Origin of the sequence: Marinobacter sp. LA51 (assembly GCF_030297175.1) — a bacterium.
GTDB classification, from domain to species: domain Bacteria; phylum Pseudomonadota; class Gammaproteobacteria; order Pseudomonadales; family Oleiphilaceae; genus Marinobacter; species Marinobacter apostichopi.
Window position 1 is genome coordinate 171813 of record NZ_AP028070.1, and the last position, 24780, is coordinate 196592.

At 60.2% G+C, this 24780-nt stretch carries 20 protein-coding genes; 8 read left to right on the forward strand and 12 right to left on the reverse strand.

The window, feature by feature from the left end:
- Positions 1-12 precede the first annotated feature (12 nt).
- Both QUE89_RS00750 and pdxH read right to left on the reverse strand, forming a co-directional pair.
- On the reverse strand, positions 13-594 hold the full coding sequence (locus tag QUE89_RS00750) for a DNA-3-methyladenine glycosylase I (RefSeq protein ID WP_286221402.1): 582 nt from the start codon (positions 592-594) through the stop codon (positions 13-15).
- Between the two features lie 46 nt (positions 595-640).
- On the reverse strand, positions 641-1276 hold the full coding sequence (pdxH, locus tag QUE89_RS00755; RefSeq protein ID WP_286221403.1) for a pyridoxamine 5'-phosphate oxidase: 636 nt from the start codon (positions 1274-1276) through the stop codon (positions 641-643).
- 150 nt (positions 1277-1426) lie between these two features.
- Here pdxH and QUE89_RS00760 point away from each other — a divergent pair, with 150 nt between their 5' ends.
- The gene (locus QUE89_RS00760; RefSeq protein ID WP_286221404.1) at positions 1427-4225 is read left to right on the forward strand and encodes a DUF748 domain-containing protein; all 2799 of its coding nucleotides are present in this window, start codon (positions 1427-1429) and stop codon (positions 4223-4225) included.
- 2 nt (positions 4226-4227) lie between these two features.
- Here the strand turns inward: QUE89_RS00760 and QUE89_RS00765 are convergent, their stop codons facing one another.
- The gene (locus tag QUE89_RS00765; RefSeq protein ID WP_286221405.1) at positions 4228-5046 is read right to left on the reverse strand and encodes a substrate-binding periplasmic protein; all 819 of its coding nucleotides are present in this window, start codon (positions 5044-5046) and stop codon (positions 4228-4230) included.
- Between the two features lie 106 nt (positions 5047-5152).
- On the opposite strand from QUE89_RS00765, the gene yfbR reads away from it, so the two are divergent.
- On the forward strand, positions 5153-5746 hold the full coding sequence (gene yfbR / locus QUE89_RS00770; RefSeq protein ID WP_286221406.1) for a 5'-deoxynucleotidase: 594 nt from the start codon (positions 5153-5155) through the stop codon (positions 5744-5746).
- Between the two features lie 25 nt (positions 5747-5771).
- On the opposite strand, the gene QUE89_RS00775 is transcribed toward yfbR, so the two are convergent.
- Positions 5772-6806, reverse strand: coding sequence for an SPFH domain-containing protein (locus QUE89_RS00775; RefSeq protein WP_286221407.1), 1035 nt, complete (start codon positions 6804-6806; stop codon positions 5772-5774).
- A gap of 2 nt (positions 6807-6808) precedes the next feature.
- Positions 6809-7267: an NfeD family protein gene (locus QUE89_RS00780; protein ID WP_286221408.1), complete on the reverse strand. Its 459-nt coding sequence runs from the start codon at positions 7265-7267 to the stop codon at positions 6809-6811.
- A gap of 218 nt (positions 7268-7485) precedes the next feature.
- On the opposite strand from QUE89_RS00780, the gene QUE89_RS00785 reads away from it, so the two are divergent.
- From QUE89_RS00785 to QUE89_RS00800, 4 genes are all read left to right on the forward strand, one after another.
- Complete coding sequence (locus QUE89_RS00785; protein ID WP_286221409.1) at positions 7486-8301, forward strand: SDR family NAD(P)-dependent oxidoreductase; 816 nt, start codon at positions 7486-7488, stop codon at positions 8299-8301.
- A gap of 103 nt (positions 8302-8404) precedes the next feature.
- Entirely contained in the window at positions 8405-9511 is a 1107-nt protein-coding gene (locus tag QUE89_RS00790; RefSeq protein ID WP_286221410.1) for a GGDEF domain-containing protein, read from the forward strand.
- A 50-nt stretch (positions 9512-9561) separates the two neighbouring features.
- Complete coding sequence (locus tag QUE89_RS00795; RefSeq protein WP_286221411.1) at positions 9562-10350, forward strand: class II glutamine amidotransferase; 789 nt, start codon at positions 9562-9564, stop codon at positions 10348-10350.
- Between the two features lie 110 nt (positions 10351-10460).
- Positions 10461-10865 (forward strand): TM2 domain-containing protein, encoded by a 405-nt coding sequence (locus QUE89_RS00800; RefSeq protein ID WP_286221412.1) that lies wholly within the window; start codon positions 10461-10463, stop codon positions 10863-10865.
- Here QUE89_RS00800 and QUE89_RS00805 read toward each other — a convergent pair whose 3' ends face one another.
- From QUE89_RS00805 to QUE89_RS00820, 4 genes are all read right to left on the reverse strand, one after another.
- A complete protein-coding gene (locus QUE89_RS00805; protein WP_286221413.1) occupies positions 10866-12233 on the reverse strand; it encodes a WS/DGAT/MGAT family O-acyltransferase in 1368 nt (455 codons plus the stop codon).
- 89 nt (positions 12234-12322) lie between these two features.
- Positions 12323-12691 carry a nitrite reductase small subunit NirD gene (gene nirD / locus QUE89_RS00810; RefSeq protein WP_286221414.1) on the reverse strand — a complete coding sequence of 123 codons (369 nt, stop codon included), beginning with the start codon at positions 12689-12691 and terminating at the stop codon, positions 12323-12325.
- Between the two features lie 164 nt (positions 12692-12855).
- Complete coding sequence (gene nirB / locus QUE89_RS00815; RefSeq protein ID WP_286221415.1) at positions 12856-15363, reverse strand: nitrite reductase large subunit NirB; 2508 nt, start codon at positions 15361-15363, stop codon at positions 12856-12858.
- 27 nt (positions 15364-15390) lie between these two features.
- Positions 15391-16635, reverse strand: a complete 1245-nt coding sequence (locus QUE89_RS00820; RefSeq protein ID WP_286221416.1) for an NAD(P)/FAD-dependent oxidoreductase — start codon at positions 16633-16635, stop codon at positions 15391-15393.
- Between the two features lie 354 nt (positions 16636-16989).
- Between QUE89_RS00820 and QUE89_RS00825 the strand changes: the two genes are divergently transcribed.
- On the forward strand, positions 16990-18288 hold the full coding sequence (locus tag QUE89_RS00825; RefSeq protein ID WP_286221417.1) for a nitrate- and nitrite sensing domain-containing protein: 1299 nt from the start codon (positions 16990-16992) through the stop codon (positions 18286-18288).
- A gap of 24 nt (positions 18289-18312) precedes the next feature.
- Here the strand turns inward: QUE89_RS00825 and QUE89_RS00830 are convergent, their stop codons facing one another.
- The 3 genes from QUE89_RS00830 to QUE89_RS00840 are packed head-to-tail and all read right to left on the reverse strand — an operon-like array spanning position 18313 to position 21517.
- The gene (locus QUE89_RS00830; RefSeq protein WP_286221418.1) at positions 18313-19170 is read right to left on the reverse strand and encodes an ABC transporter ATP-binding protein; all 858 of its coding nucleotides are present in this window, start codon (positions 19168-19170) and stop codon (positions 18313-18315) included.
- Between the two features lie 11 nt (positions 19171-19181).
- On the reverse strand, positions 19182-20177 hold the full coding sequence (locus QUE89_RS00835; protein WP_138439872.1) for an ABC transporter permease: 996 nt from the start codon (positions 20175-20177) through the stop codon (positions 19182-19184).
- Positions 20178-20200: 23 nt separating this feature from the next.
- Positions 20201-21517 (reverse strand): CmpA/NrtA family ABC transporter substrate-binding protein, encoded by a 1317-nt coding sequence (locus QUE89_RS00840; protein WP_286222938.1) that lies wholly within the window; start codon positions 21515-21517, stop codon positions 20201-20203.
- 559 nt (positions 21518-22076) lie between these two features.
- Here QUE89_RS00840 and QUE89_RS00845 point away from each other — a divergent pair.
- Positions 22077-24773: a nitrate reductase gene (locus QUE89_RS00845; RefSeq protein WP_286221419.1), complete on the forward strand. Its 2697-nt coding sequence runs from the start codon at positions 22077-22079 to the stop codon at positions 24771-24773.
- The last annotated feature ends 7 nt before the right edge of the window (positions 24774-24780 follow it).

Genomic DNA, 24780 nt, shown 5'->3' on the forward strand with positions numbered 1-24780 from the left:
AGCGTTATGGGATCAGTCACCGAGCAACTGGCAGGCCTCGTGCTGGGGGCAGCACAGCAGGTGGTCATTCACCATCCCGGTGGCCTGCATGAAGGCATAGACGATGGTGGGGCCGACAAACGTGAAGCCGGCGCGCTTGAGGGCCGCGGACATGGCCTCGGATTCGGGAGTGGTGACCGGGACCTGGTCGATGCGGTTCCAGCGGTTCTGAATCGGGCTGCCACCCACGAACGACCACAGGAAATCGCTGAACCCGATACCCTGCTCCCGGAGCTCGAGAAAGCCCCGGGCATTCTTGATGATTGAATTGACTTTCAGCCGGTTACGGATGATGCCAGGGTTGGTGAGCAGGTCTTCGATCCGGGCCTGATCGTAGTGCACAATCTGTTCCGGGTCGAAGTGGTCGTAGGCTTCCCGGTAACTGCCCTGTTTGCGCAGGATGGTAATCCAGCTGAGCCCGGCCTGCTGGCCGTCCAGGCACAGTTTTTCGAACAGCGCCAAGTCGTCGTACTCCGGCCGGCCCCAGACCGTGTCGTGGTAGTGTACATAGAGCGGGTCGGTGCCGCACCAGGGGCAGCGTTCCATGTCTGGCATCGGGTGTTGTACTCCTATTTTCCGGCGAGTCGCTGCCAGGGTCAGATCAGGGCTGGAGACGCTGGATCAACCAGCCATCGCCATTGCGCAGGTATTCGAATCGGTCGTGCAATCGGCTCGGGCGGCCCTGCCAGAATTCGATGCGCTCGGGCACCACCCGGTAACCGCCCCAGAAGCTGGGCAGCGGTATCTCGCCTTCGCTGAACTTGTGTTTCAGCTCTGCCACTTTCTGCTCCAGCAAGCCCCGGGAGGTGACGACCTTGCTTTGCTCAGAGACCCAGGCTCCAATCTGGCTGCCCCGTGGGCGGGAGGCAAAGTAACGCAGGGACTCGGCCTTGCTGACCTTTTCTACTTTGCCCTGAATGCACACCTGACGATTCAGACCAATCCAGGGAAATAACAGGGCTGCCCGAGGGTTCTCATCGATCTCCCGGGCCTTTCGGCTGCCGTAGTTGGTGTAGAACACAAAACCCTTGTCGTCGAAGTACTTCAACAGCACGGTGCGCAGATCGGGCATGCCGTCGCTGCCGGCGGTGGCCAGGGACATGGCGTTTGGCTCCAGGATGCCGGCTTCCCGGGCGTCCTCAAACCAGTGGTGGAACTGACGCACAGGGTTGTCATTGAGGGCGTCGCGATCGAGCCCCTCGCTTTCAAAATCACGACGCATATCGCCGATGTCCATAGAACGTTCCTCGCCATCACGTAACGATGTCCTTTACGATCGCTGAGCATATCGGGTTCAGCAGCGGCTGACAAAACGGGTCCCGCCCGACTATCCTATTGAGCAGAGGGGGCGCACGCCCCGTATCCCGCTGTTGAGAAGGAGAAATCTGTGGCCGCGAGCCGTCGAGCAAACCGCCTGATTGGTTACCTGACGATGGGATTATTGGTGCTCATCGCGCTGTATGTATTGGCGGGTTTCCTGTTGGTGCCCTGGTGGCTGGAGCGGGCGTTGCCCGATCAGCTGGCTGAGCGACTGGGCTGGCAGGTCGAGGTCGACGATGTTTCGTTCAATCCGCTCACCTTCACCGTTGGCGCTGAAGGGCTGTCGGCGCAGGACAGCGATGACGCCAAGGTGCTCAGTTTTGAGCGCCTGGCGCTGGATCTGAACCTGGTTCAGCTGGTCAGTGGCACGGTAGGCTTTGAAGCCATTGAGCTTCAGGAGCCGTTCGTTCGTCTGGACCTTCTGGAGGATTACAACGTCAATTTTGTCCGGGACTGGCAGCGCAATAATCCGGCCCCGGACCAGCCTGCCGACCGCGACGCGACCGATGACGAGTCTGCCCTGCCCCGGTTCTATTTCGGCCAGATCAGTATCAATGGCGGTGAGCTTCTATTTCGCGATTTCAGCAAGGCGGAGCCGGCCGAATTCCGGATCAGCCCGCTCGACCTGAGTCTGAATGACCTCGCCAGCTGGCCCCGGGATGAGCAGGTCAGTGATGACAGCCTGCAAGCCGCTTTTGGCGATGAGACTATCGACTGGCAGGGCGACCTCAGCCTGGCGCCGCTTTACTCCAAGGGCTCGGTCAAGGTCAGTGGGATTGGATTCAAAACCCTGGAGCATTTCCTGGCACCCTATCTGCCCTACGATTTGCGCGGTGGCAAGGTCAGCCTGAGTTCCGATTACGAATTGCAGATCGGGCAACGGTTCCTGCTGGTGACCCGCAATGGCAGTCTGTCACTGGATGAGCTGGCCATCGCCATTGATGAGGACAGTGAGGAAGCGGAATTGACCTCGGGCACCATTGGTGTCGATGAGATCGGTTTTGACCTCAATGCTCTGGAGGCCGACGTGGGCCAGGTAAGCCTGAAAGGACTTCGGCTCGCCGTGACCCGGGGTCAGTCCGGCGCCATCGACTGGCTGGCGCCCTTCTCGCAGACCGCCGATGAGTCGGCATCGGAAACCGAGGCGTCAGAGTCCGGGGCATCGGCATTCCGTTGGTCAGTCGCGGGAATCGCCCTGTCTGAGAGCCAGTTGCGGTGGCGGGATCAGCAAACGGAAACGCCGGTGGATCTGGCTTTGGAGCAGTTGTCGCTGTCGGTCGGGTCTCTGGATCACACTCTGAATGAGCCGGTGAACTACCGGGCCGAGGCAACCCTGGCCAGCGGTGGCCGGCTCACCGTCGACGGTCAGCTGACGCCAAAACCCTTCACCCTGGAAGCGGCGGTGTCCGGCTCAGAGATTGCGTTGACTGCCTTCGAGCCCTATCTCCAGGAGGGCGCCAACCTGAGCATTGCCGGTGGCACCCTCGGGCTGGATGGCAACCTGGATCTCGATGGCCAGCAGGAGCCCTTAACAGGGACCTTTAGCGGCACTGCAGAGGTGGCCGGGCTGGCAGTTCAGCTCCAGGACCAGGACAACCGGCTCCTGTCCTGGCAGACCCTGCGCCTGGCACCGATTGAATACAACGTTGCCCCGGCCCGGCTTGAGATCGGCACGGTGACGCTGACCGGGCCGAAGGTTAATGTGGTTCGCAACGCCAGCGGTAGTCATAACCTGGCCCGGATATTCCGTTCCAGTCCGGACGATGCTGCCGGGGACGATGGCGACAGCGAGCCAGGCTTCATTTTCCGGATCGAGCAACTGATGCTGGAGCAGGGCGAGATCGCCTACACCGATCGCTCCATCGAACCGGTATTCACCACGCTCTTTGACCAGCTGTCCGGCAGCGTGACCGGGCTCAGTAACATTCCTCCGCAACAGGGCAAGGTCAGAATCAGCGGTCGTGTCGGTGAGGTGGCCAAGCTCGATTTTTCAGGTAATCTCGGCACACTGGGCACCGACGATGTCAGTCAGATGAAACTGGCCATGACCGAATTGTCATTGCCGGAACTGGGCCCCTATTTCGGCCGTTACATTGGCTATGAGGTCGACAGTGGCAAGCTCAATCTGGATCTGAATTATGAAATCACTGGCACCCGGCTGGACGGAACCAACCTGGTGGTGATGGACCGTCTCGAGCTTGGCGAGCCAGTAGTCAGCGCTGAGGCCGTCGATGCCCCGGTGTCACTGGGGCTGGCGCTGCTCCGGGACCGGGACGGGGTTATCGAAGTAAAGCTGCCAATCAGCGGTGATTTTTCTGATCCGCAGTTCAACATTAGCCGGGTGGTCATGCGGGCCTTTGTGAATGTGCTTGCGAAAGCGGCCTCTTCGCCATTCGGCATGCTGGGGTCTATCGCCGACCTGGCTGGTTTTAACAGCAACGAATTGGGGCAGGTCAGTTTCAGGCCCGGCAGCACTGAACTGGCGGAGGATGAGCCCGCCAAGTTGGCGGCGCTGGCTGATGCCCTTCTGGACCGTCCCAATCTGCTGCTGAGTGTTCGTGGCGGAATCGCGCCCGAAGCCGATGGCCTGGCACTGCTGCGCAAAGAACTGACCGCAGGCGGTACCAGGCCGTTGTCGGAGAGTGATTGGCAGGCTGCCCGTCAGGCTTACCTGGCTGGTGAACGCACCTTGCCGCCAGAGGCCTTGAACAATCTGGCTTCAGCCCGGGGCCGGGCGGTCAGAACCGTGTTGCTGGATACTCATGAAGTACCGGCGGACCAGCTGTTCATGCTCGATCCGTCGCGTCAGGCGTCGGTGGATGAACGTGGCGCGGTGACCGTGCAATTCAGCCTGGACGTCCGTTAGCGTCACTTGAAGTTGGTCAGGAAACTGGGGGGGAGTTGCAGCCCCCACTTTTCGACCATCATCCGGTAAGAACCGTCGGCCACCAGCGGTTCTAACCGACGCATCATGTCGCTGGCGCTGACCGGGCCGTGTTTGCGGGCAATAATTCGGAGTTCGTAACGCTGATCGAGCCGGTCAGAAATCAATAGCTGCCGCCAGTCTTCCGGTTGCTTCGACAGGTGCCGCTGCAGGTAGGCCCGGCTGATAATCGCCACCTCCGCCACCGAGGGGCGATCAGCCTTGATCAATTTGAGGTTACGGCTGTGGCTGTCGGAAAACTCGATTCTAAAGTTGTTCTGCAGCGTTTTGGTGTTGTTTTCGAGGTCGGCAAATCCGTAGTGGTAGCCGGATATGGCAATCAGATTACGGTTGCGGATGTCTTCGAAAAAATCCAGGTCCCGGCCGGGCTTTCTCAGGGCAACGTAGAAGTCTTCATCGGTCAGGATTGGACGGCTTACGGTGATATCCCGGTTGGTCCAGCCCCAGTCCGGGCTTTCGAAGAACATCACATCGTACAGGCCGGCGTCGAAATCGAGGTGCCGGCGCTTGGGCGAGGTGTGAAAGATTTGAAGGTCGATGTCGTCGTGGGCCGCTTTGAGTCCCTGGATCAGATCGGCCAGCAATCCCTGAGGTTTATGGTCTTTATCAACCTCTGCAACCGGAGGGAAATGGTAGGCACCCACGGTAATCACGGTTTTTGCCTGTACCGTCGAAAGTCCGCCCAGAAAGAGTGCGGCAACGACCAGTGTCAGGATTCGGTTTAGTCTGTAAAGGACTGACATGCTTGACCCAGATTGTGTAGCAGATTGGTACATGTTCAGGCTAACACCCGGCATACCAAGACTGAACCTTTCAATTATAAAGTTATGCAAAATAGGAAAGTGCAACATGGTTCACGCCGCAAGCCACTTCTTTGCTTACGTTTCACGCCTGCGTTGGATCAGACGTTGGGGATTGATGCGCAATGCCATTGAGGAAAATGTGGCTACCCACTCCTGGGAAGTGGCCACCCTCGCCCACGCCCTGGCCCTGATCCGTAACCGCCACTTTGGCGGCCAGGTCAACGCCGATCGGATCGCTGCGGCAGCGCTTTACCACGATGCTACGGAAGTGATCACCGGCGATATGCCAACGCCGGTCAAATATCACTCAAAAGTGATGCGTGAAGCCTTTGGCGACATTGAGCACAAGGCGGAAGGGGAATTATTGGCGCTGTTACCTGAGGATCTGCGCGCCGATTTCGCGCCTTACGTCCGGGAATCCAAACTGCCAGCGGAAGACAAGGAGTTGATCAAGGCGGCCGACCGGTTGTCGGCGTGGCTGAAATGCCAGGCGGAAATTCGTGCCGGCAACAGTGAGTTCGAGCCGGCAGCGGATCAGATCAAGGCCCGTCTCGACGAGGACGGGCTGCGAGAAGTGGCGTATTTCATGGACGTATTCGCGCCCAGTTATGACAAGCCACTGGATAACCTGCTGGAGTAATTGCTCCAGCAGGCAGCCCCTGCTCTCAGGCGTCGGCGGCGGAACCGACCAGGCCACCACGCAGGCCATCACGATTTAGCGACTGGCGCACAGTGTCCTCCGGGCTACCGGCGAGCTCCCGGAACATGCCCATGGAGCCGAGCAGGGCGGAAGACTCGTAGGGCACGAATACCCGTTCACCGTCTTTGGCCATGGTCGGCAGGGCCTTGATGTAGCTTTGACCCAGCAGGTAGCCGATAACGGTTTGCTTGTTGTCTTCGGAGTCGCCCATGGCGCTAAGGACCAGACGGATGGATTCCTGCTCACCCTGAGCGCGCAGAATGGCGGATTCCTTGTCGCCCTGGGCGTTGAGGATTGCCGATTCCCGTTGACCCTGGGCCATGGCGATGGCTGCCGCCTTCTCACCCTCGGCCTCGGTAACGGTGGCGCGGCGTTTGCGCTCGGCGGCCATTTGCAGGCGCATGGCCTCTTCAACTTCTTCCGGCATGCTGATGTCCTGAACTTCCACCCGGGTCAGTTTTACGCCCCATTTTGAGGCCGGCTCTTCCATCTCGGCCTGGATGGCGTTGTTTACTTCGCTGCGGGATTCAAACAGCTTATCCAGCTCCATCTTGCCGACCACAGAACGCAGGGTGGTCTTGGCCAGAACCTCAACCGCCTGGCTCATGTTGGCCACCTCGTATACGGCGCGACGCGGATCGATGATCTGGTAGTAGAGTGCGCCGTTGATCTTGACCGTGACGTTATCAGTGGTGACCACCGGCTGGCCGGGGAAATCCATTACGGTTTCCCGGCGATCGATACGGGTCTCGTCACTGGTGACCGGATGATAGTCCTCGCCCATGCGCACGTAGCGAATCATGGTGATCGGGCGGGGCCGCTCGATGAATGGAATGATGATATTGACGCCACTTTCCAGAACCCGATTGAACGATCCCAGACGTTCGATGACCATTACCTCTGACTGGCGAATAATCACCAGGCCTTTGGCAATGATAAAAATACCGATGACTACAAAAACCAGGCTGAGCACCAGCCCCGGTGAGATGAACGACTCCATGTTTACTGCTCCGTGTGAGTGATGGTTTCAACGACGGCGGTCGTGCCGTCAAAGTGCTTGAAGAGAACCTCGGTGCCTGGCGGAAGCTCTGTGCTGCCGGTGCTTTCGACCCGCAGGCGATAGAAATCACCGTTTACCTTAATGCCACTAGCGCTGTCGAAGTCCCGGGTCAGGGTGCGGTAGCGTCGGCCGTGTTCAACGCCCGTACCAGTGGTGCCATAGGCTACGCCCTTGGGGGAGAATCGTGGCCGGATCCAGCGGATGGCAACGGGCACCAGTACGCCGGAGAAAATTCCCATGCCCACCAGTTGCCACTCGAACGGCAAACCAATGAAGGCCAGCACTGCAGTCAGGGCTGAAGCAATGCCCAGCGCCAGCAACAGCAGAACACCGGAAGTCAGCTCGGCCAGGCTGAGAACCAGCGCCAGTATCAGCCAGAAATGTGTAAGACTCCATTCCATATACAGCTACCATTGTCCAGAGGTGGAGGGCTGACGGTACTCGCCGGCCGACGGAAATCGATTGTACCCAATTCCGGCAATGGCGTCCCAAGGTGGCCGCAGTGTCTGTTGGTGATGTCGACTGGGGCCATATTCAGCGTCCAGGCAACTGGTAAGGTATCAGTCTGTTTGAATACTCACCAAGCTTTCCGAACACCTACAAAAGGGGTCGTGTGACCATGAAGGATCTGACCAATAGGGTTGCCGTTGTTACTGGCGCGGGCTCGGGTATCGGGCGTGCACTGGCCAAAGCCCTGGCGGCCCGGGGCTGCCGGTTGGCGCTGTCGGACGTTGATGAAATCGGGCTGGCGGAGACGGTAGCCGGGCTGGAAGAAGTGGAAGTCAGAAGTTATCAGCTGGACGTGTCCGACCGGGATGCCATCTACGCCCATGCAGACGCGGTGGCGGCGGATTTTGGTCAGGTCAATCTGGTGATCAACAACGCCGGAGTGGCGCTGTCGGCCTCGATCCGGGAAATGACCGACGACGACTTCAAGTGGGTCATGGACATTGATTTCTGGGGCGTTGCCCACGGCACCCGGGCCTTCCTGCCGCATCTGATTGCCTCCGGTGATGGTCATGTGGTGAACGTATCCAGCGTATTTGGCCTGATTGGTGTGCCCAAGCAGAGTGCCTACAACTCTGCCAAGTTCGCGGTGCGCGGTTTTACCGAGGCTCTGCGTCAGGAAATGAAGCTGGAGGAGCAACCAGTTGCGGTCAGCTGCGTTCACCCCGGTGGCATTCGCACCAACATCGCCAACTCGGCGCGTATGGGCAAGTCCGAGAACGCCGCGGCGCAGCGCAAGGGCTTTGACAAGATGGCGCTCACCACACCGGAGAAGGCCGCAGCCACTATCGTGAAGGGCATCCTCAAGGACGAATCCCGGATTTTGGTGGGGCCGGACGCCTGGGGTATCGAGGCCATCAACCGTTTGCTGGGCGCCGCCTACCAGCCGCTGGTGGAGCGATTCTCCCGCAAGAACCTATATCGCTGAGGGCCTCTGGACCCTGTTTTGATTGCTGTGCAGACCGAAAACGGGTGAGTTTACAGGCTCGAAGTACGGTCTATACTTGCTGATCAGCCAGGGAAGACACAGCATGAAAACGCCGAACCATACGGATTTGGGGGCGACCCTCGAACAAAGTCGTTCAGGCCTCAGGGACAGCCATCGCCGCTCCCTGATGCGTCTGCTTTTTTCCATCACCGGTGCGGCGCTGCTTGTGTTTTCGTGCCTGCAGGTCCTGAACGGTTACTGGTGGGTAGCAGCCGGAGAGCTGGTGGCCAGTGCATTTTTGTTTTTTGGGGTCTGGCGCCTGCAGGTTACCGATTTCCTGCAGCAGTGGATCTACGCCTACCTGGTACTGCTGTTCTCATTTTTCCTGATCATCATGGTGCTGCCTGAGGCTTCGGTTTCGGCCTTCGTCTGGGTTTTGATGATTCCGGTCCTGGCGTACCTTTTATTAGGAAAGCACGAGGGCATGATTCTTTCGCTGCCATTCATGCTGGTGGGAGCATTCATCTACTACCGCCACCTTGGCGACATGGGCGACGCCAAGGTATTGATTGATCTGCTCAACTTGTTGCTGTGCGCGGTACTCATGCTGACCTTCATGCATGTCTACGAACAGCGCCGGGAAGAATCGGAGCAGCGGTTGGTGGATATGGCTCAGACCGATGCCCTCACCGGCCTGGCCAATCGAAGCAGTTTCCAGAGTACGCTCAACCGGACCATTGCCGAATGCGAGCGCAGCGGCACTGAGTTTGCGCTGGTGCTCATGGATATTGATCACTTCAAGCTGGTTAACGATACCCTCGGCCACGAGGCCGGGGACAGGGTGCTGCAAAGTATCGGGCAACGCCTGAGCGAACGGCTGCGAGTCACCGATTCGGTCGGTCGCCTGGGCGGTGAGGAATTTGGTTTAATAATCCGGGATGTGAAGTCTGCGGTCGCCTTTGAATTGGTTGATGAACTGCGTCAGCGCATTGCTGACCGGCAGTTGTCATACGGTGAGGCCCGCATTCGGGTGACCGCCTCCTTTGGCATCGCCCAATGGCCGGAACACGGCCGAAGTGCAGAGGCCTTGTTCCGCATGGCGGATCGGGGTCTGTACACTGGCAAGCGCGCCGGCCGTAACTGCGTCGCCCGGGCCGATGGCGCCAGGCTGACCCCGGCGCGAGGGATTTCCGCTGGCCGGACGGGCTAAATCGGTTACTCTTGGGGCATTACCTATATCCTGGAGGAATAGCCCCGATTATGTGCGAACTGCTGGCGATGAGTGCCAACACTCCCACCGATCTCTGTTTCAGCTTCACCGGCCTGACCCGCCGTGGTGGTGACACCGGGCCCCACAAAGACGGCTGGGGCGTGGCGTTCTACGAGGGCAAGGGTGTGCGGGCGTTCCACGATGCTGACGCCAGTGCCAATTCGCGCCTGGCCGAAGTAGTGCAGACCCACCCGATCAAGAGTGAAGTGGCCGTCTGCCATATCCGGCAGGCAAACGTTGGTGAAATCTGCCTGGCCAATACCCATCCCTTCATCCGGGAGTTGTGGGGACGCTACTGGGTATTTGCCCACAATGGCCAGCTCACCGGCTTCCGGCCGTCGCCTGGATTCTACGAACCGGTCGGCGCAACCGACAGCGAGACGCTGTTTTGCGACATCCTCAACCACCTGCGCCGGGACTGTGATCGCGATACCGCGACTGAGGTCATCGTCGAGCGTCTGGTGGGTTTGGCCCGGGACTACGCCCGCCAGGGCGTGTTCAATCTCCTTCTGAGCAACGGCGACTGGTTGTTCACCTACTGCAGCACCAAGATGGCCAGCATCACCCGCCGAGCGCCGTTTGGCCCGGCGCGTCTGAAAGATGCCGATGTCATTGTCGATTTCGAATCCGAGACCACCCACAACGACATCGTCAGTGTGATCGTGACCGAGCCGCTCACCACCGACGAGGTCTGGGATATCTATCAGCCCGGTGAATGGCGTTTGTGGCGTAAGGGCGAGGTGGTGATGACCGGTGCCGCGGCGGCCTCCGCTTCATAGCGATGTTCCGACCGGGCCACAAGATCCTGAAACACTTGTGAAAGCTGAGGTTGTCACCACATAGTGAAAAGCAGAGATTTCACGTAACTGGCAAGGAAAACGGGAGAGTAATGGACAGAACCGATACCCACAGCAAACTCTTTGGCTACCTGCTTTGGATCTTCGGATTCCTCGGCTCCCACCGCTTTTACTACGGCAAGCCGATCACCGGCACCATCTGGTTTTTCACCCTGGGCCTGTTCTTCATCGGCTGGATCATTGACCTGTTTCTGATTCCGGCCATGGATCGGGAAGCGGACCTGAAGTTCCGGGACGGCGAGGTCAGCTACAACATTGGCTGGCTGTTGCTGACCTTCACCGGGGTCTTTGGTCTGCACCGGATGTACCAGGGTAAGTGGATCACCGGCATTATCTACCTTCTGACCGGCGGCCTGTTCCTGCTGGGTGTGCTGTTCGATTTCTGGACCCTCAATGACCAGATCTCCGAGCGCAACAGGGAACGGCGGTTCGGCTGATCACCGGGCGGCCGCTTGCTCCAGCTCGGTCAAACCCTCTTCCAGGTAATCCAGCATGCGCTGGAGGCTGGGCAGAGTGCGGCGGCAGCCGATGAGGCCAAACTCCACCTGGTCGTTGTAGCTGGTGAGTGTCATGTTCAGGGCCAGCCGGTCCATGGCAATGGAGACCGGGTACATGCCTTCAAGTTTGGCGCCGTTCCAATAACTGGTTTCCTTGGGACCGGGCACGTTGGAAATCACCACGTTGTAGGTCTGCCATTTCGGGGCCAGGCCCGTGAGCAGGTGGAAAGCGGCAGGCGAGAGCAGCATCGCCGTGTAGTTGATGATTTCCTCGGATGACATGTTGGCGTAGCGTTCTTTCGCGGCGCGAATGCCCTGATGAATCTTGATCAGCCGTTCCACCGGGTCAGGTTCATCGGTATGCAGATTGGCCAGAATAACGCCGACCTGGTTGCCCTCCGCACTGTCATCCTTGCGCAGCGACACCGGCACCATGGCGATCAATGGCTTCTCCGGCAGTGCATCCTGGTTCATCAGATAGGTTCGCAGGGCATTGGCGCACATGGCGGTAACCACATCGTTGACGGTGGTGTCGAAGGCCTGGCAAATACCCCGGATCCGCGACAGCGAATAGGACTGGGCGGCGAAGCGGCGGGAACCGGTGATCTTCTCGTTCAGCACACAGCGGGGGGCATGGAAGATGGAATCGTAGGCCGGATCCTTGCGGGCCTCGTTCACCGTACGCAGCAGCTCCCGGGTCACCTTGGGCAGCGTGCCAAGTTGTTTGCCCGATGCTCCCAGAATTTGTCCGATGGTCTGCCAGAGAGAAGGCTGGCCATCATCCGTTTTCCTGCCACTGCGCCGGGGTAGAGCCCAGATTGGCGGCATATTGCGCTTGGAAGGGTCGGTGGACAGCATGCGCTGGAACATGCGCATGGCGGAAACACCATCTACCAGGGAATGGTGAATCTTGCTGTACAGCGCGAACTGACGATTACCCAACCCCTCGATCAGGTGAAACTCCCACAGCGGCCGCTCCCGATCCATCAGGTGAGAGTGCTCGGCCGAGACAAACCTCAGCAGCTCACGAACCCCGCCCGGCGTGGGCAGGGCATCAAAGCGGAAATGGTGCTCCAGATCCAGGTGTTCATCGTGCACCCAGACTGGCTGTCCCAACCGACTGTTCAGACGCCGGTCAAACGGTGCGGTAACCTGGGTTTGCTGGCGGAGCTGCTCAGCCAGTTGGGCAACATAGTCATCGGGCGCATCTTCTGGAAATGAAAACAGCTGCAAGCCACCTACGTGCATGGGCTGTTGACGTTTTTCGAGCCAAAGGAACAACTGGTCGGTGGGACTGAGTGACTTCACAGAGGCATCCTTGTTCTTGGTGTTTGCCTTGATCTTACACGAGAAAACTGCCTCGCGAAGTCACTGCCCTGTTTATCCTCAAAGCCTGATCAGGCCGCCTCGGTCTCTGATTGCTTGATCGGAACCTCAAGCCGAATCTCATTGCCGTCCAGCAACACCGGGTAGGTTTGAACAGATACTGAATCGTCCTCCAGGCACTGGCCGGTCACCAGATTGAAATGCTGTTTGTACAATGGCGAAGCCACTACCGGCTGTCCCTTCAGATCGCCAGTCAGCCCCCGGGCCAGTACATTGGCGCCGCTGAACGGATCGGTATGGCTGATGGCGAACAACGCCGGCAGCCGATGCGGCAGATAAAACACCGCTACTGGTCCGTCCTCCGTCCAGACCGCGATGCCCGATTCCGGCACCAGATCCTCTACCGTACAAACTGATTCCCAACAAGTCCGAGCTTTCATGATTGTTCTCCCTAATTCTTTTGCTTTCTATCTTCGAAAGTTCACTGAGTGGGGGGGTATGGGGATGCTTTTCTGTCAGGGAAAAAGATGTCTGAGCGAAGCGAGTTATTTTTCCCAGAAGAAAAGCATCCCCGTGCCCCTCGCTCCACCCCGAGGCCAGCAGGCTAGGCCGACTCAAGCACCGGCCGCCGCTGATCCCGCTCCGTAGTCCACTGCTGCACCGGATCCTTCTGCGCCGGCGCATTCACAAACTCCCGGAACCGCTTCCGTTTCTCCGGATCCTCCACTGCCGTCTTCCACTCACACTGGTATGTGCCAACAATGCCATCCATGTGCTCCTCCAGTTCCGCACAGATCCCCAGACTGTCCTCCAGCACCACCTGCTTGAGGTACTCCAGGCCACCCTCCAGATTTTCCATCCAGACACTGGTGCGCTGCAGCCGGTCGGCGGTGCGCACATAGAGCATCACCACCCGGTCGATGGTGCGGATCAGTTCCTCGTCCGACAGGTCGGTGGCAAACAGATCGGCGTGGCGCGGACGCATGCCGCCATTGCCACAGACATACAGATTCCAGCCATTTTCGGTGGCGATCACCCCGAAGTCCTTGCTCTGGGCCTCGGCGCATTCCCGAGTACAGCCGGAAACCGCCATCTTGACCTTGTGCGGTGCCCGCAGGCCCTTGTAGCGGTCTTCCAGACGGATCGCCATGCCGACACTGTCCTGCACGCCGTAGCGGCACCAGGTGCTGCCGACACAGGATTTCACCGTACGCAGGGACTTGCCGTAAGCGTGACCGGTCTCGAAGCCGGCGGCGATCAGCTTTTCCCAGATCTCCGGCAGCTCACTCAGGGTGGCGCCAAAAAGATCGACCCGCTGGCCGCCGGTGATTTTGGTGTACAGGTTGTACTGTTTGGCCACCTCTCCCAGCACGATCAGCTTGTCCGGGGTGATCTCGCCACCGGGAATGCGCGGCACGATGGAATAGGTGCCGTTCTTCTGCATGTTGGCCATGAAGGTGTCGTTAGTGTCCTGTAGCGGCACATGGTCGGTGGCCAGGATATGTTCGTTCCAGCAGCTGGCAAGGATTGAGCCCACCGCCGGCTTGCAGATGTCGCAGCCGTGACCACGGCCGTGCTGGCGGATCAGGGTGGAAAAGGTTCGGATTCCGTTCACTTTAACCAGATGGAACAGCTCCTGGCGGCTGTACGGAAAGTGTTCGCACAGGTCCTTGCTGACCTCCACGCCGCGTTTTTCCAGTTCGCTGTCGACCACGTTTTTCAGCAGTGCGGTGCAGCCGCCACAGCCGGTGCTGGCCTTGGTTTCGGCCTTGACGCTGCCGAGGTCGCCGCAGCCGGCATCAATAGCGCCACAGATGTCGCCCTTGGTGACGTTGTGGCAGGAACAGATCGACGCCGTTTCCGGCAAGGCATCCGGGCCCAGGGCCGGGGCGCCGCCCTGGCTCTCCGGCAGGATCAGGGTTTCCGGGTTGTCCGGCAGGGCAATGCCGTTGAGGGCGTATTGCAGCAGGGTGTCGTAGTGGCTGTTGTCGCCGACCAGGATGGCCCCGAGCAGTTTCTTGCCATCCTCGCTGATGACCATGCGGCGGTAGTGGCCGATTTGTTCGTCGTTGAAACGGATGTTGCGGGCGCCCGGAGTCTGGCCGTGGGCATCGCCGATGGAGCCGACATCCACACCCAGCAGTTTCAGCTTGGTGCTCATGTCGGCGCCGGTGAAGGCGGCGTCGGTATCGCCGTTCAGAACCGACGCCAGGGTGCGGGCCATGGTGTAGCCGGGGGCAACCAGGCCGAAAATGCGCTGATCCCAGAGCGCACACTCGCCAATGGCGTGGATGTGCGGGTCTGAGGTGGTGCACTGATCGTTCACCACGATACCGCCCCGTTCGCCGACCTCCAGACCGCTGGCTCGGGCCAGCGCATCCTGGGGCCGGATACCGGCGGAGAACACGATCAGGTCGGTTTCCAGGTGGCTGTCATCGCTGAAGTTCATACGCAGGCGAGCTTCTTCGCCGGCGACAATGGCGGTAGTGGCCTTTTCGGTGTGTACCTGCACGCCAAGTTCTTCGATCTTGTGGCGCAGCAGCGCGCCGCCGTCGCTGTCCAGCTGTACCGGCATCAGCCGGTGTGCAAACTCCACTACATGGGCCTGCAGGCCCAGACTTTTGAGCGCATTGGCGGCTTCGAGACCCAGCAGGCCGCCGCCGACCACCACGCCGGACTTGCCAGCCTGGGCGCTGGCACGGATAGCATCCAGATCTTCCAGGGTGCGGTAAACAAAGCAGTGCGGGTGCTCTTTGCCTTCAATGGGCGGCACGAACGGGTAGGAACCGGTGGCCAGCACCAGCTCATCGTAGTTGTAATCGCCCTTGGGGGTGGTCACCGTGCGCTGGTCGCGATCCAGCCCCGTGACCGGCTCGTTTAGCAGCAGTTGGATGCCCTGTTCGGTGTACCAGTCCGCGGTGCCCATGGCGAGATCGGCGTGGGTGGACCCGGCAAAGTATTCCGACAGATGCACCCGGTCATAGGCCAGCTGTTTCTCTTCGCCAAAGACCAGGATGTTGTAGTTTGCGGCGGCCGGGCTGGCGACCAGCTGTTCGAGGAAGTGATGGCCAACCATGCCATTGCCAACGACGATCAGGGTTTTCTTGCTCATGGTGATGTCCTCTCTCCTGGCAGCGGCTCAGGCCGCCGCCTCACAAAATGGTTTGCCAAAGGGCAGTTGGGCGCGGATGCCGGTGATGTCGGTGTGGTCGGTAATCAGCTCCTGGTACCAGGGGCCCTGGCTGGTGTTGCCAATGAGCACCACGCCTATCAGGCGGTTTTCGCGGACCAGTAGATGGCTGTAACTGCCGTTGTCGAAATCCCGGAAGATTAGTGATTCGGTGGCCTCATCTGGGTTCTGCTGACCGCAGGAAAACACCGGCACGTCGCTGATCTTGAGCCGGGTGGCGATGACCGATGGGGCCCAGCCCGCAGCACCGGTGTCGTTGGCAAGCACCCGGGCGAGTATTCGGGCCTGCTGGTAGCCGGGCTCCACCAGGCCAAAGGTTTCGTTGTTCAGTTCACAGCACTCGCCCAGGGCGTAGATGTCAGGGTCGCTGGTGCGCAGCTGAGGACTCACCCGAATACCTCGGCCGCAGTCCAGGCCTGCGGTCTCGGCCAGTTCCCGGTTCGGCACTATGCCGGTGGCAATGACCACCAGATCGGTGCTGATCAGGGTCTGGTCACTCAGTTGCACGGCCCGGACCCGGTCCCGGCCCAACAACTGAAGCGGGGCGGTTCCGGTGAGAATGTTCAGGCCCTTGCGTTCCAGTGCCTCGGCCAACAGTTGGCCGCCCACGGTATCCAGCTGCCGGTTCAACAGGTAGTTGCTGCGGTGCAGCACGGTGACGGTAACGCCGCGACGGAGTAGGCCGGCGGCCGCCTCCAGGCCCAGAAATCCGCCGCCGACCACGACCGCGCGCTGCCGGGTTTCGCTCTGCTCGATCAAGGTTCGGGTGTCGTTGATGTCCCGGAAGTAGCGGACGCCGTCCAGGTCTTCACCCGGCAGCCCCAATTGCCCGGGCCGGGAGCCGGTAGCCAGTACCAGGGTGTCGTAATGCTGGCTGCGACCGGTCAGGGTGGTCACGGTGTGCTCCTGGCGGTTGATGGCACGGACCGGTTCGCCGTGATGCACCTGGATGCCGTGGCTGGCGAACCAGTCGTCGGGCTTCAGTGTCAGGCTGTCCTCATCGGCATCACCGCTTAAAAGCGCCGACAGCTGGATGCGGTTATAAGCTGGCCGGTTCTCGCCGTTGAAGACAATGATGCTCTGGTAGGGCACTGGCGCCTGGGTCATCAGTTCTTCCAGGAAGCGCTGCGCCACCATGCCGTGGCCGCAAAGCACCAAGGTGCGCTCCCTGTTTCCGCTTATAGTCCTGGTCATAGCCGCGCTCCGATTTCCTGAACCTTTTCCTGAACCCATAAAAAAAGCCGGAGCATCGCATCCCCGAGGGGAATCGATGGTCCGGCGCCAATGCCAACAACAATGATCTGATGGTCCGGCCGAATCCTTGGCCGGGACATTCATCCTTGCCAAAGACTCTGCGATCTTCGTGCCAGTTTTTTAAGTCCTATTAAATCAGTTAGATACTGATTTTCGTTGGTTGTGTTGGCGGTTCCCGGCAGGATTATCTGCCCCGTGCTGGGGCGTTTTGCACGACTTTGAGGCTTCCTCTGGCGTAGTTATTGCTGCGGTAATTGCTATCGAGACAGCACGGCCAGTGCCGGGAGTACTTTCATGAACACCAAGCGACAGCAGCACAATCCGAAACCACCCACCGCCGCGGATTTCCTGATTGCGTCACGGCAATGCGAACTGATGAACCTCCAGTACTTCCTGCAGATGGGAAAGGTGGTGCAGAGCATCAGTAACCTGGTGCACGGCCTGCAGCGGGAGCGGGGCGCCTCCAACGTGTTCCTGGGCTCGGGCGGCGAGAAATTTGCCGACGAGCGGGAAGCGATGATTCAGGAATCCGACCGGTTAGCGGAGCTGTTTGAGCAGGCTCTGGCTGAGGTGCAGGAGGCGCTGACGGCGCATCCGGTCAGCAGTCATCTGCTGAACCATCTCGCCAATGCCCTGCACGGATTGCAGCAGTTGCCCGCATTGCGCTCCCAGGTAGCCGCGCAGGCGGTGTCCGCGGCAGAGGCCACCGAGGCTTATGGCGGCCGGATCCACGCACTGATCACGGTGGTGTTTGAAGCTGCCGACACCGCGGTTGATCCGTCCCTGGCCGGGTTGCTGGTGGCCATGGTGCACCTGATGAATGGCAAGGAATTCTGTGGTCAGGAGCGTGCCGTGGGTTCGGCCGGCTTCTCTAGTGGCGGCTTCGACAGTGCACTATCCAAGCGCATGACGCACCTGGTTGAAGCACAGGAACGTTGTTTTGAGGTGTTTGTCAGCTTTGCCGATGACGACAGCCGTGCCTTGTGGCAGACCTTGCGTTCCCATGACCGGGAGACAGAAATCGAGCGCCTGCGTCAGCTCGGCTGTTCGGTGGGGCGCTATAAAACCCTGGACTCCGGGCTGGCGGATCGCTGGTTTGCGCTGATGTCGGAACGCATGGATGAACTCAAGAAGGTTGAAGACGCGGTTGAGGGCAGTTTCCACACCCGCTGTGTCGAACGTTTTGCCGAGGCTCGAAACTCCCTGGCCCACCAGGAAACCCTGATCGCGTCACTGGACGAGCAGAACCCGCCAGCGCAGCCGCTGCTGGTGCTGTGCGATTCCGGCGATGATGCCCGGTCCGGGGAAGCCTGGAACAGTGAGGGTGTGGGTCAGCAGTTTGGTCGATCCATCTTTGATCTGGTGCAGGAACAGACTCGCCGGTTGCAGCAGATGACCGACGAACTGCAGAGCGCCAAGGAGGCGCTGGAAGATCGGAGAACCCAGGAGAAAGCGGTGCTTCTGCTGATGGAGCATCGCAAGATCGACAACAACGAGGCTCACCGGGTGCTCCGGAAACTGGCCATGAACCAGGGCAAGAAGCTACCCGAGGTGGCTCGGGCCCTGGTCTCCATGGCCGATGTTCTAAAGTAAAAACGGAGAAAAGAGCGGTTAGGCTCAGGCGCCTGCGGCCTGAGCGGTGCTGTTCTCCTGGTCTGTGCTGCGGGCTTTGCGGGTCTTGATGTTCTCCAGCTTGCGCTGTTTCTCGTACAGGAACTTCAATACTTCCTGGCGGTAGTGCACATACGTGGGATCATCCGCCAGGGTCACCCGGTTTCGTGGCCGCGGCAGTTCGATGCGCAGGTCCTCTCCGACGGTGGCTGACGGGCCGTTGGTCATCATGATAATGCGGTCGGACAGCAGTACGGCTTCGTCGACGTCGTGGGTGATCATGATCACCGTATTGTTAAGCTCCTGTTGAATCTCCATCAGCGAATCCTGCAGGTGGGCCCGGGTCAGCGCATCCAGCGCGCCGAACGGCTCATCCATCAGCAATACGCTGGGCTTCATCGCCAACGCCCGTGCAATGCCCACTCGCTGCGCCATGCCGCCGGAAATCTCCCCCGGCCGCTTGTTGGCGGCGTGGGCCATGTTCACCAGCTCCAGGTTGTGATGAATCCAGTCCTTGCGCTCCTGTTTCGCCATGGACTTGCGGAATACCTGTTGCACCGCCAGTTCCACGTTTTCGTACACGGTCAGCCAGGGCATCAGGGCGTGGTTCTGAAACACCACCGCCCGCTCCGGTCCCGGCGAGTTGACCTCATGGCCGTCCAGAACGCAGCCGCCCTTGGTGGCTTGCAGCAGGCCGGCGACAATGTTCAGCACGGTGGATTTGCCGCAGCCTGAGTGACCGATCAAGGACACAAACTCGCCCTTCTTGATTTTCAGGTTGAGGTTGTCGAGTGCGACGAAGGAACCTTTCGGTGTCTCAAAGGCCATTTCCACGCCGGTCAATTCCAGATGTGCTTTAGTCATGATGGTCTCCGTTATTCATTCCAGGCGACTTTCTTCTGGATCATCAGCATCAGCCGATCCAGCAGAAAACCGATAAAACCGATGGCCAGTACCGCCACCATGATCCGGCTCAGGGACTGACTACTGCCATTCTGAAATTCGTCCCACACGAACTTGCCCAGGCCCGGGCTCTGGGCCAGCATTTCCGCCGCAATCAGCACCATCCAGGCGATACCCAGAGAGACCCGCAGGCCGGTAAAGATCATGGGTACCGATGAGGGTAGTACCACCTTGCGCACGTGGGTCCAGAACGACAGGCGCAGGACCCGGGACACATTCAGAAGGTCTGGATTCACCGCCGCCACGCCGACACTGGTGTTGATCAGCGTGGGCCAGAGGCTGCACAGGGTGACAGTGATCATGGAGGTCAGGAACGACTTCTCGAACATCGGGTCGTCGCTGACGTAGGTGGCCGAGACCACCATCGTCACCAGCGGCAGCCAGGCCAGCGGCGATACCGGTTTGAATATCTGGATCAGTGGATTGACCGCCGCCTGAAAGTAGTGGTTCAGGCCAAAGACAATGCCCAGTGGCACCGCAATCACCGTCGCCAGAAAAAAGCCTGCAAGCACGGTGATCAGGCTGGTAACCACCTGGTCCAGAAAGGTGGGTGCGGCCGGGTAGTCGCGGATTTTGACCTCGGCATCCGGATTGTCGGCCAGGATGCGCGCATTACGCTCTTCCTGCATGGTCACGAACTTGTCGGCTCGCTCCCGTTGGTTGGTGTGTTCCTGCCAGAGCTGACCGCCCTGCTCCCAGACCTGAGCCGGGCCCGGAAAGGCGCCAAGGGATGTGTTGACCTGAGGCGCGGCCAGATGCCAGAACCCGAGGAAGATCAGGATGCCGATGGTGGGCAGCAGCAGTTGCTTGCCCGACTGGGCCAGCTCGGCGCCGGTAAACCGGCTCGCCAGTGCTTTCAGCCAGCCGGGTGTGCCGGCTCTGGAGCTAGGGTTGGTTAAGGTGGTCATGTCGTTCTCCTGGCTAAGCCCGGTTACGGTGTCTCGGCGCCTTTCAGGCCGATATCAAAACTGTCGATGTAGGCGTTCGGCTGGCGTGGCGTAAAAGCAACGCCGTCGATCAGTTCACCCTGGTACGGGCGGGCGAAGTTTTCCTGGCTGAAATCCGGGAAGTCCTCGGCCTGCATCAGGCCGTCGTCGATCAGCGACTGGGCCGCCTGGGCGTAAATGTCACCGCGATATACCTGGGCTGCGGTCTTCATATACCAGTCATCGGATTTGGCCTCGGGAATCTGGCCCCAGCGGCGCATCTGCGACAGGTACCAGATGGCATCGGACGGGTAAGGGTAAGTGGCGTGATGACGGAAGAAGACGTTGAAGTCTGGTACCTCGCGGACATCGCCTTTCTCGTATTCGAAGGTGCCGGTCATGGAATTGGCGATGACCTCGGCGTCGGCTCCGACATAGCTGGACCGGGCCAGGATTTCCACGGCTTCGGCACGGTTGGCGTTGTTGTTTTCATCCAGCCAGTGCGCGGCGCGAATCATTGAACGCAGCAGGCGCAGGTGGGTGTTGGGGTTCTGCTCGGCCCAGGACTGGGTCACTCCGAACACCTTTTCCGGGTTGTTGGGCCAGATTTCGTAGTCGGTGATCACTGGCACGCCAATGCCCTTGAACACCGCCTGCTGGTTCCAGGGCTCGCCCACGCAGTAACCCTGGATAGTGCCGGCTTCCATGGTGGCGGGCATCTGTGGCGGTGGCGTCACCGACAGGTGCACGTCCGCTTCTAGTGTGCCGCTGGTGTCACCGCGCTGGGGCGCATAGAAGCCTGGGTTCAGGCCGCCGGCGGCCAGCCAGTAACGCAGCTCATAGTTGTGGGTCGATACCGGGAACACCATGCCCATACGAAAACGTTCGCCTTCCGCCCGGGATTGCTCCACCACCGGCTTCAGGGCGCTGGCGCTGATCGGATGCACCGGTTTGCCGTTTTCCTCGGGAATGTGCTGGCTCATGGTTTCCCAGACCTGGTTGGAGACGGTGATGCCGTTGCCGTTCAGGTCCATGCTGAAGGCGGTAATGATGTCGGCCTGGGTTCCGTAGCCGATGGAGGCGCCCAGGGGTTGGCCGGCGAGCATGTGCGCGCCATCCAGTTCGCCGGTGATGACCCGGTCCAGCAGTACTTTCCAGTTGGCCTGGGCTTCGAGCTCGACAAACAGGCCTTCGTCCATAAAGAAGCCCTGTTCCCAGGCTACGGCCAAGGGTGCCATATCGGTCAGCTTGATGAAGCCGATCTTCAGGTCCGGTTTCTCCGGGGCACCGATTTCGGCCTGGGCCAGACCGGTGCCGGCCATCAGGGAGACGGCTGCGGCCAGTCCGGCCAGTTGTCTTAGTGTGCCGGAGACGGTTGTCAGGGATGTCTTCATGGATGCTTTCCTCGCAATGTTCTTGCAGGCAAAAAAAAGCGCCAGCCCTCCGCTGTCGGAAGGCAGGCGCCCATGCCTGTTGGATCAACAATGATCTGAAGTGTTCAAAGGTGTTGATTGCACAGCTTGTGCCAGAGATAAAAAAGTTTTTTAAAACAGTCGAGTAAGGATTCAGGCCCGACAATGGGTCGGAATCTGGCGTGTGGTTGCCGATGTGTTTTAGTGCGCTTTTTTAAGCCTTGCACCATTGTGGGCCGTGAAAAGTGGCGCTCCTGCCCGCCGAGGTGCGTTATAGCTTGAATGCCAGGATGGCCCTGTTATTGCAGCGGTTAACTCAGCAAAAAGACTTCAGATGACACGTTAGACAGCACTCTTGATAACTATGAACAGGCAAAGACGCCCGCTCCCTTGTGCCGGATATACCGGTTCCCGGAAGCGGGCGTCTTTGTTTTAGAGACAATTTGGCTTAGAGACAAAAGGACACGACGTGAACAGCGAGCATCAGACAGCGACCGGCGTTCGGACCACCTGCCCCTACTGTGGCGTCGGTTGCGGCGTGACGGCCCGGCCCGGGCAAGTCAGTGGCGATCAGCAGCACCCGGCCAATCAGGGGCGACTGTGTGTTAAAGGCTCGGCCTTGCACGAGACCCTGGTGCCTGCCGGTCGTCTGTTGCGGCCCCGGCTCGCCGGTGTGGAAAGCGACTGGCCGGAGGCCCTGAAAGCCGCGTCTGGGGCCATTCGGGAGGCGGTGGCCACGCACGGCCCCGGTTCAGTGGCGTTCTATCTGTCAGGCCAGTTGTTAACCGAGGACTATTACGTCGCCAACAAATTGGCCAAGGGGTTTGTTGGCACACCGCACGTGGATACCAACTCCCGTCTTTGCATGTCTTCGGCAGTAGCAGCCCACAAACGGGCGTTCGGGGAAGACTGTGTACCCGGCTGCTATGACGATGTGGAGTTGGCGGATCTGCTGGTACTGGCTGGCAGCAACGCCGCCTGGGCTCATCCGGTGCTGTATCAGCGCATGAAAGCGGCCTGCCGTCAGGGACGTCGGGTGGTGGTGATTGACCCGCGCCGGACCGCCACTGCAGAGCTGGCGGACCTGCACCTGAAACTGAAACCAGGCACAGACACTATTCTGTTTAACGGCCTCCTGGTGTGGCTAGCGGATAACAGTGGCCTGGACCAGGGTTATATCGCCCGCCACTGTCATGGCTTCGAGGAAACCTTGGCGGCCGCGACCCAAGCGGCTCCCTCAGCCGGTTCTGTGGCTGAACAGTGCGATCTTCCGGTCGCCGATGTGGAAACCTTTTACCAATGGTTCGCACAGACCCCGCGGACGGTGACCGGTTTTTCCCAGGGCATCAATCAGGCGTCGGCGGGAACGGACAAGTGCAACAGCATTATCAATTGCCATCTGGCCACAGGCCGGGTCGGCTTGCCGGGGGCCGGGCCATTCTCCTTGACCGGTCAGCCCAACGCCATGGGCGGGCGGGAAGTGGGCGGATTGGCCAATACCCTGGCGGCCCATATGGACTACGACAGCCCCGGTGCCCGGGACAGTGTGGCTCGGTTCTGGGGTACCGGCCGAGTTCCCGAGGGCCCCGGCCTGAAAGCCGTGGAACTTTTCGAAGCAGTGCATCGGGGCGAGATCAAGGTGCTTTGGATCATGGGCACCAACCCGGCGGTCAGCCTGCCGGAGTCGGCGCGGGTGCGCGAGGCGCTGGCGCGCTGCCCCACGGTGATTGTCTCCGACTGCATGGCCGAGACCGACACCACCGCCTACGCTGACATCCTGCTGCCCGCCGCCGGTTGGGGCGAGAAAGACGGCACGGTGACCAATTCCGAGCGCTGTATATCCCGGCAAAGAGCGTTCCTGCCTCTGCCTGGCGAGGTGAAGCCGGACTGGTGGATCATGGCGAGCGTGGCCCAGGCGCTGGGTTTTGGCGAGGCGTTCGGCTACCAGCGGCCGGTGGATATCTTTCGCGAGCACGCTGCGCTCTCCGGAATTGCCGTCCAGGCCAGCGGCAGTCGCCGCCAGTTTGATATCGATTGTCTGAAAACCCTGTCCGACTCCGATTACGACCAATTCGAACCGGTGCAATGGCCAGTTTCAGCCTCGCCCGAGGGCGGGATTGCCGGTACCCGCCGACTCTTTGGTCAAGGCGGCTTTGCCACCCCCGATGGTCGTGCCCGAATGGTGCCCATCCACACGGTGAGCGCGGGTCAACAGACCTCGCTGGCCCAGCCGCTGGTGGTCAACGCTGGCAGGATTCGCGATCAGTGGCACACCATGACCCGGACCGCCCTGGCACCAAGGCTGCTCGCCCATCGGCAGGAGCCGTTTATTGAGGTGCACCCCAACGACGCCGAGGCCCTGACCCTGGCCGAGGGCGAGCTGGGCCGGCTGACTGGCCGCAATGGTGGCGAATACGTGGGCCGGATTCGGGTAACACCGGATCAGCGCCCGGGCGAGGTGTTTGTGCCCATCCACTGGAACCGTCAGTTTGCCTCCAGGGGCACGGCGACGGACCTGATGATGGCCGTTACCGATCCGGTCTCCGGGCAGCCGGAGGGCAAACACGGCGTCGCCAGCCTGCAACCGTTGCCGAGTCGTTGGCACGCCCGGGTGATCCGTCGCCCGGCCAGCGGATGGCAGCCGGAACTGGCCAGTCCCTCGGGTTACTGGGCCCGGCAGCCGCTGAGTCACAGCGAGAGCTGGTGGCTGGCGGGCAATCAGCCGGTGGATTGGGAACGGGAGGCGGATGCCTGGTTGGGTGGTGCGGCTCAGGTGTTGATGGGCGATGTCGCCTGCGGCCGGTTTCGGGCCGCTCGCATCGTTGACGGGCAGTTGCAGGCGGTTCTGTTGGTGGCGCCGAGTGCTGCCGAGTTGCCGGACCTGGCCTGGCTGGACCGATGCTTTGAGGCGCAGTGCCTGAGCCCCGAGCAACGTCAGTGCCTGCTGGCGGCTCGAGCGGTGGACAGCGAAGACACCGGCGCACTGGTGTGCAGCTGTTTCCAGGTGGGCGAAAAGCAGATTGCGAAGGCGATTCGGGCCGGTGAGGACAGTGTGGAAGCGCTTGGTCAGGCCCTGAAATGCGGCACCAACTGTGGCTCCTGCATTCCGGAACTGCGGGGTTTGCTGAGTCAATATCCGGCGCCGGAAGCGGCCGAGGTTTCCTGAGCTCAGG